This is a genomic window from Massilia sp. CMS3.1 (assembly GCF_051262535.1).
Taxonomy (GTDB): Bacteria; Pseudomonadota; Gammaproteobacteria; order Burkholderiales; family Burkholderiaceae_D; genus Telluria.
The window spans coordinates 194,297-210,524 of record NZ_JBIMES010000010.1 but is presented as its reverse complement, the minus strand read 5'-3'; the positions used below and the strand labels follow the sequence as shown (position 1 = coordinate 210,524).

The window sequence follows — 16,228 nt, the reverse complement described above, 5'->3', positions numbered from 1 at the left end:
CGTAGATATGGTTCAGAGTACGGACACAGGTGTTGAGTTCTTCAATACGCTCCGACGGAAGCGTGACCAAGAGGGAAAATAATTCTGAATTGGCCCAAGCCTTGTAACCAAACAGCGAAATGAGGGTAGAAGTAGACATGGTAATGGAGAAGTCCTGAGGTTTCATCAGCAAAATTTGCAGGGGGCGAAAAACGCCGGTGTGACATCTGACGTTAGGGTCCCGTCTTGGCCTGTTGCGGACCTATTTAAGCGTCCGCTAACGACCGACCCAAACCGGTCACTCGGGCCTGTGAATGCTCTCGCCAGCCTGTTCCCTTAGTCGGGAGTTAACGATATCAGGAGGTCGGCAACGACATCACCCCGAAGTGGGCCATCTACAAGTTCAGAGAATTCACGCATCTGATTTCGCAGCTCGACCATGCGTGCAGTAGGCTCGGGCTGTGTGGCCCAGAAGAGTTCGGACGGCCATTGGGCATACGCAAAATAGTGGCCGTCGGCGCACCGATGCAAACGCGACCCTAGACCGCCTCGCTCATCGCGTATAAGTTTGGTTAGTTCCAGCCAGGCGTGCTCAAAGTCTGGCTCACGACCAGAGGCTACTTTCCATCTAAAGTAAATCGCGTACATAGAATCTTGTCGGGTTGTGGCCGATCTCGGGCGTTTGCGAAGGACCGCTTGTGGCCGATTGCGGGCCTATTGTAGCGTCAGCTAACGGCCCCAAAGCGGACGGCGTTGTAGAGTGCTCCAGTGCATTAGGTCAATCAATATTATGTGGAGTTCAAAAAACGAGCGACTGTTTCGGTCGCCCACTATGACAGGCCGTGCGCGTTCTCAAGACTCTGTCCAATTCTCCAGCGAGCAATGTCTATTATACGTAACTAACGAGTTTTCCTGAATAACGAAGGTTCTATACGCTTGATCTTTGGCCATAGCCGCCACGACCATTTGATACTAAGTGCCGGAAAAACCCGTGAAGCTAATCCTCATTACCACTGAGCCACTTGCTCCGTATACAGCCTGTTGACGCCACGGTGCCCCTAAAACAGAAACTCCTCGAAAACGGGCGCTTTTGTGGTAGCAGTTTAAGGTCTGCATGGCAAGTCCGCGAGACTTGAACGCAACTGTTGTATGTCAACTTGTCCCGGTTCGTTATACTGCTTGACCGCTTCTGCAGTTGCCTGCGGATTCTTCAACGCAAGCGCTAAAATCATTGATACGGGGTCCATTGGCTATTAACCGTCTTTATGAGCGTGGCTGAAAAACCGTCAGACTTCGGTTTTAGGAAGATGAAGCATCAGAGCCGAGCGAATCGCGTCGGAATGATTGTAGAGGTCTTCAACTTGCGATAGGGGAAACCGCTCCTCATCCTTATTTTCGTTAAACAAGCCAACCGCCAACTTTTCAGTATTGTTGAAACGCAAGCGACAAATCGGCTTACGATTGTTATCGTCCAGAAGAATGGCGCAGTAGGTTTGTGCATCGCGCATATGGATACGCTTCAGGGGCACACAGTCTCGGAGGATAGCCCGGACAATGTGGAATCCCTCGATCTCTTCCGCAGTAGTAACGATCTGGTCCCCGTCCTTTCCCTTTACTACTGCCGGGGAAGGAGCTGAAGGTGGTTCTTGGGTTAACGATAGCTCTGGGGTCATCGCTCCCTTCAAACGTTCATTGATGCGTTCACTTATCAGAGATTCGAATGCGCGTTTAGTAATCAAAGTAAACTGGTCTTTAACCACCGGCGTGAAACGCTTCCCACCAAGCAGGTCACCCGAGAGGAGTCGAACTAGTTCCTCGGACGGGTTAGTCATCCATTCAGCTAACCGCGACTGAATGATTCGGGTGAACTTAAGATCACTGGCGGTAGTCAGGATCGTATCAACGTTAAATAGCGCTTTCGCAAATTTCTTGAGTTCGTCTACATCTCGATCTTTGAAGTCAAGGATGTTGAACTCGAAGAATGGCTTCTCGTCCATCTTGTTAGGCTGCTCTAAATCGGTAAAGAAGCGGTAGACCAGCCCATTGGTCAAGACGCCAAATCTCGCCTCAGTAACATGGAAGTACCGAAAAAGTTGGCCCGCGTGGTTGATGCTGAGGTCACCACCGCTCTTCTTGCACTCGAACAAAATGATGGGCTGCCCACCCTTGAGGATGGCATAGTCGACCTTCTCGCCCTTTTTTGTTCCCACATCCGCGACAAGCTCCGGCGTGACCTCTGTCGGGTCAAAAACGTTGTATCCAAGTGCTTGGATAAACGGCATGACCATCGCGTTTTTGGTAGCTTCTTCGGTACTGACCATATCTTTCGTCAAAGCGATGCGCGACGAAAGCGCTCGAAGCTGATCAACTAAATCCATTTGTTCTACCCTCAAATCTCATTTGTCGGCTCTGACCGTTTCGTGATGGACGGAAGATTCTTTCACTATTGACCACAGTTTTGCACGAAATGCATCCAAAAAGCAACTTTTGTAGAGCCTTAACTCCGGCTTGTGCAGCAGCTTACGAAGTACGAGGTGACACGTCAGTGAATTGCCACGGGTTTTATGGACACGGCTCAGTTCGGACGCGTGTTCTGATGTGGCCGATATTAGTCTGGACGCTGATTAATTAGCCTGCCTCCCACCGATGAGAACGACGCCGCCCACTGTCAAGCTCGGTAGCATGCTTGTGCTGGCAGCATGTGGGACCGCACTGCTCGTTTATTGCATCCCGAGCGATTGCGTGCGCCTGCGTGGGTCGCGTTCACGGTGCTTGGGGTGTTCGGACTTGATGGGGTGTGCGTGATTGCGCGGGCCTTGCGGTTCGATGGAGTGGTGCGCTGGCTGGTCTGTGGTTTGTTGGGGATGATGAGCTTTGTTTCGGGCTGGATTGCGTTTGGGGAGGGTGCGCGGCGGTGTGGTTTGATTCGTTGGGGGGAGGGTGGCGGTGTCGGATCTTGGTGCCGCGGGCCTTCTGGGATGGGGGCGGCGGTGTTGGTTGTGATGTTTGGGGTTGCGGTTTGGGTGGAAATAGATCAGAGGGAGCGCGCGCGCCCTCGGCGCGCGGGGCCGTCGCCCTTGGGCGACGGCAGATGGACGATTCGCCCACGTCCCGCGAGCCCGCCGCGCCCTGCAGGGCGACGGCTTTCGAATCCCCCGCGCAGAGCCCGCAGGGCTCTGCTTCTCTCCGCCATGAAACAATAAAAAAAGCCACCCGAGGGTGGCTTTTTTATTGTATTCCTGGCGGAGAGAGGGGGATTCGAACCCCCGGTAGGCTATGAACCTACACACGCTTTCCAGGCGTGCGACTTAAACCACTCATCCATCTCTCCTGCATGCATCGCTTTCGCGAAGCCGCCTATTATAGCAACAAATCTCGGCAGTTCAAGCACATTCCCCGCACTCCCCGCCTCACCACCTCTACAAACACCAACTGGCAAATAGTTGATCTTGTCATTTTGTTGTCATCGAACGGTAGTTTTTGGCTGTTGTAATGAATGCATCCCCGCTGCGCAGCAGGGCGATACCGCACCTCAGACCCGACACCCGCCGGATCGACCGGCACGAACTACCTACTCGAAGGATGCCCAGCATGACTAACAAAGAACTCTCGCCGTCGCGGCGCAATCTGCTCAAGGGCGTCGCCGGCGCTTCCGCTTTGCCGTTCGTGGGCGCGTTCATGGCGCTGCAGTCGCAGCAGGCGCGCGCTGCGAATGGCGCGACCGCGCTGATCGACAGCCCCTACGGCGCGATCCGCCCGGTGGCCGACATGACGACCGGCCTGCCGCTGCTGCAGCTGCCGCCTGGCTTCACCTATAAAAGCTTCGGCTGGCGCGGCGATACGATGGCCAACGGCCTGCCGTGTCCGGGCGGGCATGACGGCATGGGTGTCGTCGTCTCGCGCAAGGTCGGGCGCAGCACCGAGCTGGTGCTCGTGCGGAACCACGAAATCGGCGGCACCTCGGCGGGCAACTTCATCAATGCGCCAGGCGTCTACGACAATGGCACAACCAGCACCACCTCCGCCAACAAGTTCGGCGGCGGCACGACCAACCTGATCTTCCGCGATGGTAACTGGCTCAGCATGACGCCGAGCCTGGGCGGCACGCAAACCAACTGCGCCGGCGGCATCACGCCCTGGGGTACCTGGCTGACCTGCGAGGAAGTGAGCTCGGATGCGGTCAGTTCCTCCGGCCGCAAGCATGGCTATGTGTTCGAAGTGAGTGCCGACCCGGCGCGCACCACGGGCCTGCCGATCATCGGCATGGGCCGCTTCGGCCATGAAGCGGCGGCGGTCGATCCGGCCAACGGCAACGTCTACCAGACCGAGGACAGCTCGGGCAAATCGGGCTTTTACCGCTATGTGCCGGACGTCAAGAACGGTGCCCTTGGTTCGCTGGCGATGGGCGGCGTGCTGCAGATGGCGAAGGTCAAGGGCATGCCGAACGTGAACCTGGGCACGGCGCCTTTAAACGCGCGCTATGAGCTGGAATGGGTGCCGGTCGCCGATCCCGACGCGAACCGCGGCAACGCCGTCGGCCAGACTGGTGTCGCCATCACGAACGCGGCAGGTCCGTTTGTGCAGGGCTGGCAGCTGGGCGCGCTGCGCATGAACCGCGGCGAAGGCATCTGGTATGCGCAGGGCAAGATGTATGTGATGGATACGTCGGGCGGGGCGGTCTCGCGCGGTGCGATCTGGGAACTCGACCTGGCAAGCCAGGTGCTGACCTGCATCTATTCGAGCCCGAGCCAGCTGGTCGGCAACATGGGCGACAACCTGACGGTCAGCCCGCGCAACGCGATCCTGATCTGCGAAGACGCCTCGACCGCCGCCACCGACCCGTTCGGCTTCGGCCAGCGCCTGATGGGGATCACGGGGCAGGGCGATGCCTATATCTTCGCCAAGAACAACGTCAATCTGAGCGCAACCCAGCTGCAGGGTGCGGGCAAAGCGGCGGGTCTGGCGGGTGACCACCGCGCCAACGAATTCGCCGGCGCCTGTTTCGATCCGACCGGACGCTACCTCTTCGTGAACATCCAGACGCCCGGCATCACCTTCGCGATCGCCGGCCCATGGGCCAACGGCCCACTGTAAGCAACAACCACCAAGGGGAATCGAATGCATCTCGCCAAATTTACCGCCGCGCTCGTCGCCGCGCTCGCCCTGTCGTTCACCAGTGCCGGCCCGGCCAACGCCGCGCTCCTGTTGAACACCAGCGGTTCGTCCGCCAATACGGTGACCGACTACAGCGCACCGGGCGCCGTCTCGTTCGACCTCGACCTGCAGAATTTCAATGCGACCAAGCTGCGCTTTGAAATCCAGGCCGAAGACCTGCTCGGGCCACTCAGCCTGAACGCTATTGTGCGTAACCTGAGCGGCGTCCCGCTGAACCATTTTCACGTCAACCTGACCGGCATTTCCTTCCTGTCGGCAGGCAGCGCCACCCCGATCTTCGGTACGCTGGGCGGGGTCAACAGCGGCCTCGACTACGCCGCGATCACCTTCGCCTTGCCGGAGCCGGCCGAGTTCCACTTCGGTAACCCGCTGGCGCTGGCCGACAAGACCGACTGGTTCCTCGACACCCGCGGCCTGGCCGTCGGCGACACCTTCGTCATCAGCGCCGACGTTCCCGAGCCGTCGAGCCTGGCGCTATTGCTGCCGGCCCTGTGCATGGCCGGCCTGATGGCGCGCCGCCGCAAGAAGGGGTAAGCCGATTAATCTGGTTCAATCGGCATACGGTGTCACCAGCTGGAGCTGGTGACACCTGTAAAGTTTCCTGCGAAATTGGAAGTCCCGACCGACACCCCGATGCGCCATCGTCCTACCAGACCACGGGCATTGCTTAGTGGTCAGCCGGGTCCGCGATGACTAGGATGGTCCTGTCTCAGCCGACACAGGCGAGCACTTCACTTGATAACAGGAGGCACCTATGGCATCAAATAATCAGGGCGGAAACAAGGGTGGAAGCAAGGGCGCTAACGAGGGCGGCAATCAGGGAGGCCAGGGCAGCAAGCAGAGCGGTAATGCCAGCAATCGCGGCTTCGCGTCGATGGATCCACAACGCCAGCGCGAGATCGCCAGCGAAGGCGGCCGTGCCGCGCACGCATCGGGCAATGCCCACGAATTCACGTCGGAAGAAGCACGCCGTGCTGGCTCGATGAGCCACAAGAACGACGGCAGCAAGCAGTCCGGTGGCGGCGGCAGCCAGGGCGGCACCGAGGGTGATGGCGGCAAGCAGAGCACCCGCGGCGGCACGCTAGAACAGCACGCGAAAGCGGGCGCACAGAGCCGCAAGAACGACGGCAAGTAAGTATTCGTCTTGCGGCGCTTCGTCTTTCGACGGGGCGACTCTGGCACAATCGTGGTTTCGCGGCACGCCACGGGGCACCGCATGGGCATGGGAAGCGATTGTGTTGACTGGAGTGTTGTGCGGCGTGCTGGCGGGCGCCTTGTGGGGCATGGTGTTCATCGTGCCGGAACTGTTGCCGAATTTTTCCCCGGTCGAGCTGGCCGTGGGACGCTACACGGCCTATGGCGCGATCTCGCTCGGCCTGATGCTGCCAGGCTTGCGCCATCTGCTGCGTCGCCTGGCGCCGCGCGACTACCTGGCCCTGCTGCGCCAAGCCCTCTCCGGCAACCTGGTGTATTACATGCTGCTCGCCCTCGGCGTGAAGCTGGCCGGGGTGGCGCCGACCTCGCTCATCATCGGCCTGATTCCGGTTGCGGTCACCTTGCTGGGCCGGCGCGACCAGGGCGCGGTGCCGCTCAGGCGCCTTGCGGCGCCCCTCCTGGTGGTCGCGATCGCCATCGCCTGCATCAATGTCGACGCCTTCCGTCATGCGCAGTCTGGCGGGGCGCCGCTGTCGTCGACCGTGCTCGGACTTGCTTGCGCGGCCGGCGCGCTCGCCTGCTGGACCTGGTACGCGCTCGACAATGCGCGTTACCTGAAGCGCAATCCCCAGTTCAGCGGCGGCCAGTGGTCCTCGCTCTACGGCCTGGCCAGTGGCCTGGTGGCACTGCCGATCGGCGCGCTGGCGATGCTGCTCGCGCACACGGGCGTCGCCGAAGCCGCGCCCGGGCGCGACTGGCTGCTCTTCTGGTTGTATAACGGCTTGCTGGCGCTGGGCGCTTCGGTGATCGGCAACCAGCTGTGGAACATCGCCAGCCGGCGCCTGCCGGTCACCCTGACCGGCCAGCTGATCCTGTTCGAGACGGTGTCGGCGATGCTCTACGGTTTCGTCTGGCGCGGGCAGGGGCCGCGCACGCTTGAGCTCATTGCCATCGTGCTGCTGGTGTGCGGGGTGACCTGGTCGGTGCACCTGCATGCCACACCCGCTACGCCGGCCGTGGCAGTCTGACGACAGAAGGGTACAATTTTAACTGGCGAAGTGTTTCAATCGCCGGATGGTTCCGTAACGCCGATTATTCCGGCGTACAATAATTTCTTTCGTTACGGCAACGTTAGAATATGGACAGATTCCCCGTTACGCCGCAGGCGCCGGCCGGCGCGCTCAAGCTTTCCGAGCTGATCGGGTCGCTCAGCTATGCCCTCGACCTGACCGAGGGCCAGCCGGCCGGCCATTGCGTACGTGTCTGCTGGATCGGCATGAAGATCGGGCGCGACGCCGGCATGAGCAGCGAGCAGCTGTGGGAACTGTATTACATGCTGCTGCTGAAAGACGTCGGCTGCAGCAGCAATGCCGCGCGCATCTGCGAGCTGTACATGACCGACGACCGCCTGTTCAAGCACGACTACAAGACGGTCGGCGACAGCCTGCCGCAGGCGCTGTCCTTCGTGTTCAAGCACGCCGGCATGAAGGCCGGCATGGCCGAGCGCTTTCGCACCGTCCTCACGGTCCTGCGCGACGGCCGCAAGACCGGCAAGGAATTCATCGCCACCCGTTGCCAGCGCGGCGCCGAGATCGCGCGCCTGCTGCGCTTTCCCGAGCGCGTCGCCACCGGCATCTACAGCCTGGACGAACACTTCAACGGCAAGGGCAGCCCGGCCGGCCTGAAGGGGGAAGCGATTCCGGTCTACGCACGCATCGCGCTGCTGGCGCAGGTGGTGGACGTCTTTCATACGGCCGAAGGACGCGCCGCCGCGCTGGCCGAAGTCCGCAGCCGCGCCGGTACCTGGTTCGATCCGCGCCTGGTGGCCGCCTTCGAACGGGTGTCGGCAAGCGACTCCTTCTGGAGTACGCTCAAGTCTTCCGAGATGGACCAGATCGTCTTCTCGATGGAGCCGGCTGAACACACCATCGAGATCGACGACGACTACCTCGACGACATCGCCACCGCTTTCGGCCAGGTAGTCGACTCGAAAAGTCCGTACACGAGTGGCCACAGCAGCCGCGTTGCGCTGTACACCGACATCATCGCCGAAGAGATGGGCCTCACGCCCGAGCGGCGGCGCTGGTTGCGGCGCGGCGCGATGCTGCATGACGTCGGTAAACTCGGCGTCAGCAACAGCGTGCTCGACAAGCCCGGCGCGCTCGACCGCGAGGAATGGGCGGCGGTGCGCCAGCATGCCGAGTTCACCGAATCGATCCTGTCGCGCATCGGCGCCTTCGCCGAACTGGCGCGTATCGCCGGCGCCCATCACGAGCGGCTCGACGGCGGGGGCTATCCGCGCGGCCTGAAGGGCGACCAGATCGACATCGAGACCCGCATCATCACCACCGCCGACATTTTCGATGCGATCACGGCCGAACGCCCGTACCGCGGCGCGATTCCAGTGCCGCAGGCACTCGAGATGATGGAAAAGACGGTCGGCAGCGCGATCGACGCGCGCTGCCTGGAAGCGCTCAAGCGTGGCCTGGAGCGGGTCCCGGATTAGCGCCGCACTGAGGTAACATGGGGCACTCCCCATCAACCGACGACGACCAATTCCGATGCGCTTTCGCCCCCTGATACCCGCAGCCTGCGCTGCCTTTTCCCTGTCCTGTTCAGCCCTGGCCCAGCAGGCGCCCGCCGTGTCGGAGGCGGCGCTGCGTGCGCATCTCTCCTTTCTTGCCGACGACCTGCTCGAAGGCCGCGGCACCGGCCAGCGTGGCGGCGCGCTCGCGGTGCGCTACCTCGAAACCCAGGCCGCCGCCATTGGGTTGAAGCCTGTCCAGGGGGGCCTCTATCGCCAGAAGGTCGCCATTGAAGGCTCGCGCCTGCTGCCGGGCAGCGAAGTAGTCTTCAATGTGGCGGGCAAACGCATCAACCCGAGAATCGGCCAGGGCATCGTCTTCGGCACCGGCAGCGGGCAAACCGCACTGTCTTTCGAGGCACCGCTGCTGTTTGTCGGCTACGGCGTCTCGGCGCTTGAAGAAAAATGGGACGACTACAAGGGCGTCGACGTCAAGGGCAAGATCCTCGTCATGATGGTCAACGACCCGCAGCCGACCCTTGAAGAGCCGAACCGCTTCAGCGGCAAGGCCTATACCTGGTACGGCCGCTGGCTGTATAAATTCGAGGAAGCGGTGCGCCGCGGCGCGGCCGGCGCGCTGCTGATCCACACCACGCCGTCCTCCTCGTATCCGTGGAGCGTGCCGGCGAACGGCTTTTCGCACGAGCGCTTCCACCTGGCCGGTCCCGGCAACCGGATCGAAGGCTGGCTGCACGAAGACACGGCGCGCGAACTGTTCGCGGCCGGCGGTTTTGACCTCGACACACTGCGCGCCCAAGCCGAGCGGCGCGACTTCGCCCCGGTCGACCTGAAGGCGGCCGCCCGCGTCGAACTCAAGTCAAGCATCCGCCAGGTCGAGGAGTTCAACGTGGTCGGCATCGTGCCGGGAACCGACCCGGCACTGAAGGACCAGGCGGTCGTGTACTCGTCGCACTGGGACCACCTCGGCATCGACGAGAACCTGCCGCAAGGGCGTGACCGCATCTTCAACGGCGCGGTCGATAACGCCACCGGCAGCGCTGCGCTGCTGGCGATGGCAGCCGAAGCGGTGAAAAGGCCGGCGCGCCGTACCCAGGTGTTCCTGTGGCCGGCGGCCGAAGAGCAGGGTCTGCTCGGCAGCGCGGCCTATGTCGCCAATCCGGTCGTCCCGCTGGCAAAAACAGCCGCGAACCTGAACCTGGACAGCCTGAACTTCGTCGGCCGCACAAAAGACATCGGCGTGCCGGGCGCCGAGCGCAGCAGCCTGTATGGCACCGCGGCGGCGGTGGCAAAGAAGATGGGTCTGAAGCTGGCCCCGACGATTCCCGATTTGTCGGGCGCTTACTTCCGCGCCGACCACTTCAATTTCGCCAAGGCGGGCGTGCCGGCCTTTAATGTCGGCTCGGCCGTGTTCTCGGGCGACGGCCATTTCGAGTTCGAGCATGCGCATTCGCATGCAAGCGCCAAGATGGTCGGCTTCAAGGGCGACTACCACCAGGTGACGGATGAATACCACGCGAACTGGGATCTGTCGGGCATGCTGCAGCAGACCCAGTTCACGCTGAACCTGGGCTATGCGGTGGCAAACGCCCCGGCCATGCCGGCCTGGCGTCAGGGGGATGCGTTCGGGCGCGTGAAGCGCTAAGTTAGATACAAGGGTCGGCCGCGTGATCCGGCAGGGGAAACACCTGTCCCTTGCCGGCCCGCTTGGCGGCATACATCTGGCGGTCCGCTTCCTTGATCAGCTCTTCCGCGCTGGCCTGCCCGTCCGGGGTGAAGATCGCCACGCCGATGCTCGCTCCCACGCTGGCAAGAGCGTCGCCGATGGCAACCGGACGGCCCAGCTCCTCGAGGATCTTGTGCGCCACCTGGTGCGCATCCATGAAGGTGTCGCTCATCGCCTCCAGCACCACCGTGAACTCGTCGCCGGCCAGGCGAAACACGCTGTCGGTCTTGCGCACCACGTCCAGCAGGCGCGCAGCCACGGCGCGCAGGACGGTATCACCGGCGTCGTGGCCGAGATCGTCATTCACCGCCTTGAAGCCGTCCAGGTCGATGAACAGCAGGGCCATGCTTTTTCCTGTGCGCGCCGTGCGTGACTGCGCGATCGGCAGGGTGTCGAGCAGGGCGCGCCGGTTCAGGAGGTTCGTCAACATGTCATGTCGGCTCTCGTATTCGCGCCTGGCCTCGGCTTCCTTGCGCGCCGAGATATCGTGCAGGAAGGCGGAAAACGTCTGCTGGCCATGCAGCTCGCGGGTGCTCAACCGCACTTCGACGATCAGCGATGACCCATCCTTGCGCACCGCCGGCAGTTCCAGGCGCCTGCCGAGCACCGTCGAGATCCCGGTTGTCAGGTAGCGCTGCATGCCGTTGCGGTGTGCGCTTGCCATCGCCTCGGGGATGATCAGGTCGTCGAGCGATTCCCCGATCGCTTCACCGGCGCTATAGCCGAAGGTCTGCTCGGCCGCGCGGTTCCATACCGTGACGACCCCGGCCTGGTCCAGGCCGATGTAGGCATCGTTCGCGTTCTCGATCACGCTGCGCAGTTCCTGCTCGCGTTCGCGCAGTTCGTGCGTGCGCGCGGCGACACGTGCCTCGAGGTCGGCATATAGGGCGCTGAGGGCGGTTTCCGCTTCTTTTTGGGGGCGAATGTCCTTGATTACCGAAATGTAGTATTCGAGCTCGCCGGCCTCGTTGAGCTTCTTGCTGACGCTCAAATTGACCCAGACCACCCCGCCATCTTTGCCGATATAGCGCTTTTCCATCTGGTACTGGTCCAGCTCCCCGTCGCGCAGCTTGCCCAGCAGGTCCAGGTCTCTGCCCAGGTCGTCCGGATGGGTCACGTCCTGGAAGGTCAGTCGCTGCAGTTCTTCCGGCGTATAGCCGAGCATCTTGCTGACTGCGCCATTGGCGCTGATCCAGCCGCCGCTTGGCGATACGAGCGCGATACCGATGCTGGCCAAGTCGAAAATCGAGCGAAACCGCGCCTCGCTGGCGCTGAGTACCGCTTCCGAGCGCAGCACGTGGCGTCCGGCGACGGCCAGCCGTTCGCGCAGCTGCACTTCCTGCTGCACGATGTCGGCCAGGTCCAGCATGATGCACAGCTCGTCGGCGCTGAGCATGCGCACCTGCTCGTCGATCGCGCACAGGGTGCCGATCGTCAACCCACCGCTGGTGCGGATCGGCACGCCGGCATAAAAACGGATGTGCGGATCGCCCGTGACGAGCGGATTGTCTGCAAAGCGCGCGTCGCTGGTGGCGTCGGTGACGACCAGCGGCGCGTCCTGCAGCAGCGCGTGGGCGCAGAAGGCATATTCGCGCGGCGCTTCACGCGCGTCGATGCCGACGTGCGACTTGAACCACTGGCGGTTTTCGTCGACCAGCGAAAACAGCGCAATTGGCACTTTCAGCAGCCGGCTCACCAGTCTGGTGACACGGTCGAAGACTTCCTCTTCGTCGGTGTCGAGCAGGTTCAACGCCTTGAGCAATTGCTGGCGTTCGAGTTCATCGGGTGGATTGAGGGCTGCTGGCATGGTTGCTGGTCCTGGTGCGACGTGTCCGCATGCGTGGTGCATGCGTTGTGCATGTTAACGGGTATCTGCATGACTGTAGCAGATCGAGGCGGGTGCTTCGTTCCGGTGCGGTTCGCCACAGCCATGGCGCAAGCGCGAGGGATGTCGCGTTTGCGCCAACATGGTGCGCGAATTCACATTTTTTTCGCCGGAGTTGACAAATGGCCATCGAGTTTTGTCTTTACGCGCCGTAACATACTTTCCATATGGCAATTGGCCATCCATCGTCATCAGCGGGACGCATCAAGCCCGGACCGCTTCCTGGAGTTAATGTGCTCGAGCAAACAAACAATACAGGCGACATCGAAGTACTGTCGTTCCGCCTGGGGTCGGAAGAGTATGGGATCAGCATCCTGACGGTGCAGGAGATTCGCGGCCATGAAGCCGTCACCCGCATCGCCAGCGCACCTGCCTGGTTAAAGGGCGTGATCAACCTGCGCGGCCAGATCGTGCCGATCGTCGACATGCGCCTGCGTTTCAAGCTCGGCAGCGCGCACGACGATGGCTTCACCGTCGTGATCATCCTGAACATCGGCCAGCAGGTGATCGGCATGGTCGTCGACAGCGTCTCGGACGTCGTCACCCTGACCCGGGAACAGGTGCGTCCGGCCCCTAGCCTGGGCGGCAGCATCGACGCCGACTGCCTGCATGGCCTGGGCACTGTGGGCGAACGCATGCTGATCCTGCTCGATATCGAGCGCCTGATGACCGCGCCCGAGATGGGGCTGGTGGGCGCCGAAGCACTGCCGCTGGCCGCCTGACGTTTTTCAACCCATCCTTCATCTTTCATCTTTCATCTTTCAAAGCATTCCATGAAACTCGCTAACCTGAAAATCGCCCAGCGCCTCGCGCTCGGTTTTGGCGCCCTGTGCGTCCTGCTCGTCGCCATCCAGGTGTTCGGCATCAACATGCTGGGCAAGGTGAACGAAGGCACGGCCGACCTTGCCTCGCGCCGCGTTCCGAACGTCGTCATCACCAGCGCCTTGCTGTCCGAAGTGAACGATGTCGCCATCGCGCTGCGCAACATGATCATCAGCGCCGATCCGGCCGACCGCCAGAAGCAGATCGAAGAGATTACCGCCTCGCGCCGCATGACCCAGGAAAATCTGGAGAAGCTGCGCGCCATGCTGGTGTCGGAGGCAGGACGGGCATTGCTGGACCGGATGACGAGTGCCAACGAGCGCTACGTCAAGGGGCAGGACGAGATGATCAAGCTGATCAACGCTGGCGACCAGGCCGAGATCGCGCGCTACATGAATGACGTGATGCGCCCGATCCTGCCCGAACTGAAACAGGCCGTGAGCGAGCAACTGGCGCTGCAGACCGAGATCGCGGGTAAAACTGCGGCAGACGCGAAAGCCACCTTCGAATCGACGCGACTGATGATGATCATCCTGGCTGTGGCCTCGCTGGCGCTGGCCGCCTTGATCGCATGGTGGATCACCCGCTCGATCACCCGCCCGATGGCGCGTGCGCTGGAAGTGGCCAATACCGTGGCCGCCGGCGACCTGACCAGTCGCATCGACGTCACCTCGAACGACGAAACCGGCCAGCTGCTGCAGGCCCTGAAAACCATGAACGAAAGCCTGGCGCAGACCGTCGTTGCCGTGCGCACCGGCACCGAGACGATCGCCACCGCGGCCAACGAAGTAGCGGCCGGTAACCTGGATCTCTCCAGCCGTACCGAGCAGCAAGCCGGCTCGCTCGAGGAAACCGCGTCCTCGATGGAAGAACTGACCTCGACGGTGAAACAGAACGCCGACAATGCGCGCCAGGCCAACACCCTGGCCGAAGCTGCCTCGCAGGTAGCCGAACGCGGCGGGCGCGTGATCGGCGACGTGGTCGGCACGATGGACCAGATCAACAGCTCGGCCGGCAAGATCTCCGACATCATCGGCGTGATCGACGGCATCGCTTTCCAGACCAACATCCTGGCGTTGAACGCGGCCGTGGAAGCGGCGCGGGCGGGCGAACAGGGACGTGGCTTCGCGGTCGTGGCGTCCGAAGTGCGCAACCTGGCCCAGCGTTCGGCTGCGGCGGCAAAGGAGATCAAGGGCCTGATCGGCCATTCGGCCGAGGCCGTGCAGGCCGGCAGCAAGCTGGTCGGCGAAGCCGGCGCGACGATGCAGGAAATCGTCGAGAGCGTGCGCCGCGTGACCGACATCATGGGCGAGATCACCGCCGCCAGTGCCGAGCAGACGGCCGGCATCGAGCAGATCAACGAAGCCATCAACCAGATGGACCAGGTGACCCAGCAGAACGCGGCGCTGGTCGAGGAAGCGGCCGCGGCGTCCGCCTCGATGCAGGAGCAGGCAGCGAACCTGACGCGCGCAGTGGGCGTGTTCCAGGTCGGGGGTGGCGAGCTTGCCGTCCCTGCCGGCGCGCCGCGTGCACGCGCTGCCGCACCGCTTGCACCGCGCACTGCGCTGGCCCGGCCAGCGGCGCCTGCCGCAGCTGCCGTGCGCAAGCCGGCCGCGAAACAGGCCAAGGCTGCCACCAACGAAGCGGAGTGGGAAGCGTTCTGACGGCCCGGGCAGGCCCCGCAAGGCTGCGGGGCCTGCCTCCATGCCCGTGCTAGGATCGGGCCGACAACGACAGATCACAAGGACACGACAAGGTGCACTGCGCAATCGAACAAGCTCCCTTCGCCCAACTGCCCGACGGCAGCCAGGTCAACATCTTCACACTGACGAACCGGTCCGGCATGACGGTCAGGATCCTCGACTTCGGCGGCGTCATCACCGAGATCCACGTGCCCGACCGCGAGGGCGTGTTCGGCGACGTGGCGCTCGGCTTCGACACATTGGCTCCCTACCGCGGCGACAGCCCGTATTTCGGCGCCCTGATCGGCCGCTACGGCAACCGCATCGCGCGCGGGCGCTTCACGCTCGACGGCCAGGCCTATACGCTGCCGGTCAACAACGGCGCGAACCACCTGCATGGCGGCGTGCCCGGTTTCGACCGCGTGCTGTGGCGCTCGCGCATCGAGGGCGAGGAACTGGTGCTTCAATACCGCAGCGCCGATGGCGAACAGGGCTACCCGGGCACGCTGGACGTCACGGTGCGTTATCGCGTGAGCGAGGACAACGACATCGTGGTGCGTTTCGAAGCCGTGACCGACCGCGCCACGCCCGTCAACCTGACCCAGCACAGCTATTTCAACCTGGCCGCCGGCGGCGATATCCTTGGCCATGAAGTGACGATCGATGCGGACAAGTTTGTCCCGATCGACGACGGCGCAATCCCGACAGGTGGCCTGGCGCCGGTCGCCGGCACGCCCTTCGACTTCCGTACGCCAGTCGCGATCGGGGCGCGCATCGGCGAGCCGCACGAACAGCTGCTGCACGGCGGCGGCTACGATCACTGCTTCGCGCTGAACGCGCCGGCTCCCGGCGTACTGGCGCGCGCGGCGCGCGTGCGCGATCCAGGCTCCGGGCGCGTGCTCGAGCTGTTCACGCAGGAGCCGGGCGTGCAGTTCTACAGTGGGAATTTCCTCGACGGTTCGCTCGAAGGCAAGGGCAAGGTCTACGCGCACCGCAGCGGCTTTTGCCTGGAGCCGCAACACTTTCCCGATTCGCCGAACCAGCCGGCCTTCCCGAACACGATCCTGCGTCCCGGCGAGCTTTATCAAACCGAGTCGCGTTTCCGGTTTTCAATCGAGGTGTGAGGCAGGGCGGTGCAGGCCGGGTGAGTGCGCGCCGCCACGTTTCTGATGCACTGCGCATGGATTGTATTCCCTGCGCATGATCCGGTCACGCCGGCGTGCATGCTGCTTTTTAGGCAAGCATTTGGCCGCTATAATCGG

At 62.5% G+C, this 16,228-nt stretch carries 12 protein-coding genes and 1 tRNA gene; 9 read left to right on the top strand and 4 right to left on the bottom strand.

All coding sequences use genetic code 11. The features are described 5' to 3' along the window. Positions 1 to 315: 315 nt before the first annotated feature. The 3 genes from ACHAC9_RS17470 to ACHAC9_RS17460 all read right to left on the bottom strand — a co-directional run bounded on the left by ACHAC9_RS17470 (position 316) and on the right by ACHAC9_RS17460 (position 3,310). Positions 316 to 627: an antibiotic biosynthesis monooxygenase family protein gene (locus ACHAC9_RS17470; RefSeq protein ID WP_435761662.1), complete on the bottom strand. Its 312-nt coding sequence runs from the start codon at positions 625 to 627 to the stop codon at positions 316 to 318. Between the two features lie 638 nt (positions 628 to 1,265). Next, on the bottom strand, positions 1,266 to 2,357 hold the full coding sequence (locus ACHAC9_RS17465; RefSeq protein WP_435761660.1) for a type I restriction endonuclease: 1,092 nt from the start codon (positions 2,355 to 2,357) through the stop codon (positions 1,266 to 1,268). An 862-nt stretch (positions 2,358 to 3,219) separates the two neighbouring features. Beyond that, positions 3,220 to 3,310 (bottom strand) — tRNA-Ser (locus tag ACHAC9_RS17460). A 260-nt stretch (positions 3,311 to 3,570) separates the two neighbouring features. On the opposite strand from ACHAC9_RS17460, the gene ACHAC9_RS17455 reads away from it, so the two are divergent. From ACHAC9_RS17455 to ACHAC9_RS17430, 6 genes are all read left to right on the top strand, one after another. Then, complete coding sequence (locus tag ACHAC9_RS17455; RefSeq protein ID WP_435761658.1) at positions 3,571 to 5,073, top strand: PhoX family protein; 1,503 nt, start codon at positions 3,571 to 3,573, stop codon at positions 5,071 to 5,073. Between the two features lie 24 nt (positions 5,074 to 5,097). Next, positions 5,098 to 5,688, top strand: coding sequence for a PEP-CTERM sorting domain-containing protein (locus ACHAC9_RS17450; protein WP_435761656.1), 591 nt, complete (start codon positions 5,098 to 5,100; stop codon positions 5,686 to 5,688). Positions 5,689 to 5,908: 220 nt separating this feature from the next. Next, positions 5,909 to 6,289, top strand: coding sequence for a KGG domain-containing protein (locus ACHAC9_RS17445; protein ID WP_435761654.1), 381 nt, complete (start codon positions 5,909 to 5,911; stop codon positions 6,287 to 6,289). 100 nt (positions 6,290 to 6,389) lie between these two features. Further along, the gene (locus ACHAC9_RS17440; RefSeq protein ID WP_435761652.1) at positions 6,390 to 7,337 is read left to right on the top strand and encodes a DMT family transporter; all 948 of its coding nucleotides are present in this window, start codon (positions 6,390 to 6,392) and stop codon (positions 7,335 to 7,337) included. 110 nt (positions 7,338 to 7,447) lie between these two features. Continuing rightward, positions 7,448 to 8,815, top strand: coding sequence for an HD-GYP domain-containing protein (locus ACHAC9_RS17435; RefSeq protein ID WP_435761650.1), 1,368 nt, complete (start codon positions 7,448 to 7,450; stop codon positions 8,813 to 8,815). Between the two features lie 55 nt (positions 8,816 to 8,870). Next, positions 8,871 to 10,496: a M28 family peptidase gene (locus ACHAC9_RS17430; RefSeq protein ID WP_435761648.1), complete on the top strand. Its 1,626-nt coding sequence runs from the start codon at positions 8,871 to 8,873 to the stop codon at positions 10,494 to 10,496. A gap of 1 nt (position 10,497) precedes the next feature. Here ACHAC9_RS17430 and ACHAC9_RS17425 read toward each other — a convergent pair whose 3' ends face one another. Beyond that, complete coding sequence (locus tag ACHAC9_RS17425) at positions 10,498 to 12,384, bottom strand: PAS domain S-box protein (protein WP_435761646.1); 1,887 nt, start codon at positions 12,382 to 12,384, stop codon at positions 10,498 to 10,500. 311 nt (positions 12,385 to 12,695) lie between these two features. Between ACHAC9_RS17425 and ACHAC9_RS17420 the strand changes: the two genes are divergently transcribed. From ACHAC9_RS17420 to ACHAC9_RS17410, 3 genes are all read left to right on the top strand, one after another. Beyond that, complete coding sequence (locus tag ACHAC9_RS17420) at positions 12,696 to 13,184, top strand: chemotaxis protein CheW (RefSeq protein WP_435761644.1); 489 nt, start codon at positions 12,696 to 12,698, stop codon at positions 13,182 to 13,184. A gap of 51 nt (positions 13,185 to 13,235) precedes the next feature. Further along, positions 13,236 to 14,948 carry a methyl-accepting chemotaxis protein gene (locus ACHAC9_RS17415; RefSeq protein WP_435761642.1) on the top strand — a complete coding sequence of 571 codons (1,713 nt, stop codon included), beginning with the start codon at positions 13,236 to 13,238 and terminating at the stop codon, positions 14,946 to 14,948. 92 nt (positions 14,949 to 15,040) lie between these two features. After that, a complete protein-coding gene (locus tag ACHAC9_RS17410) occupies positions 15,041 to 16,090 on the top strand; it encodes an aldose epimerase family protein (protein WP_435761640.1) in 1,050 nt (349 codons plus the stop codon). Positions 16,091 to 16,228: the final 138 nt, after the last annotated feature.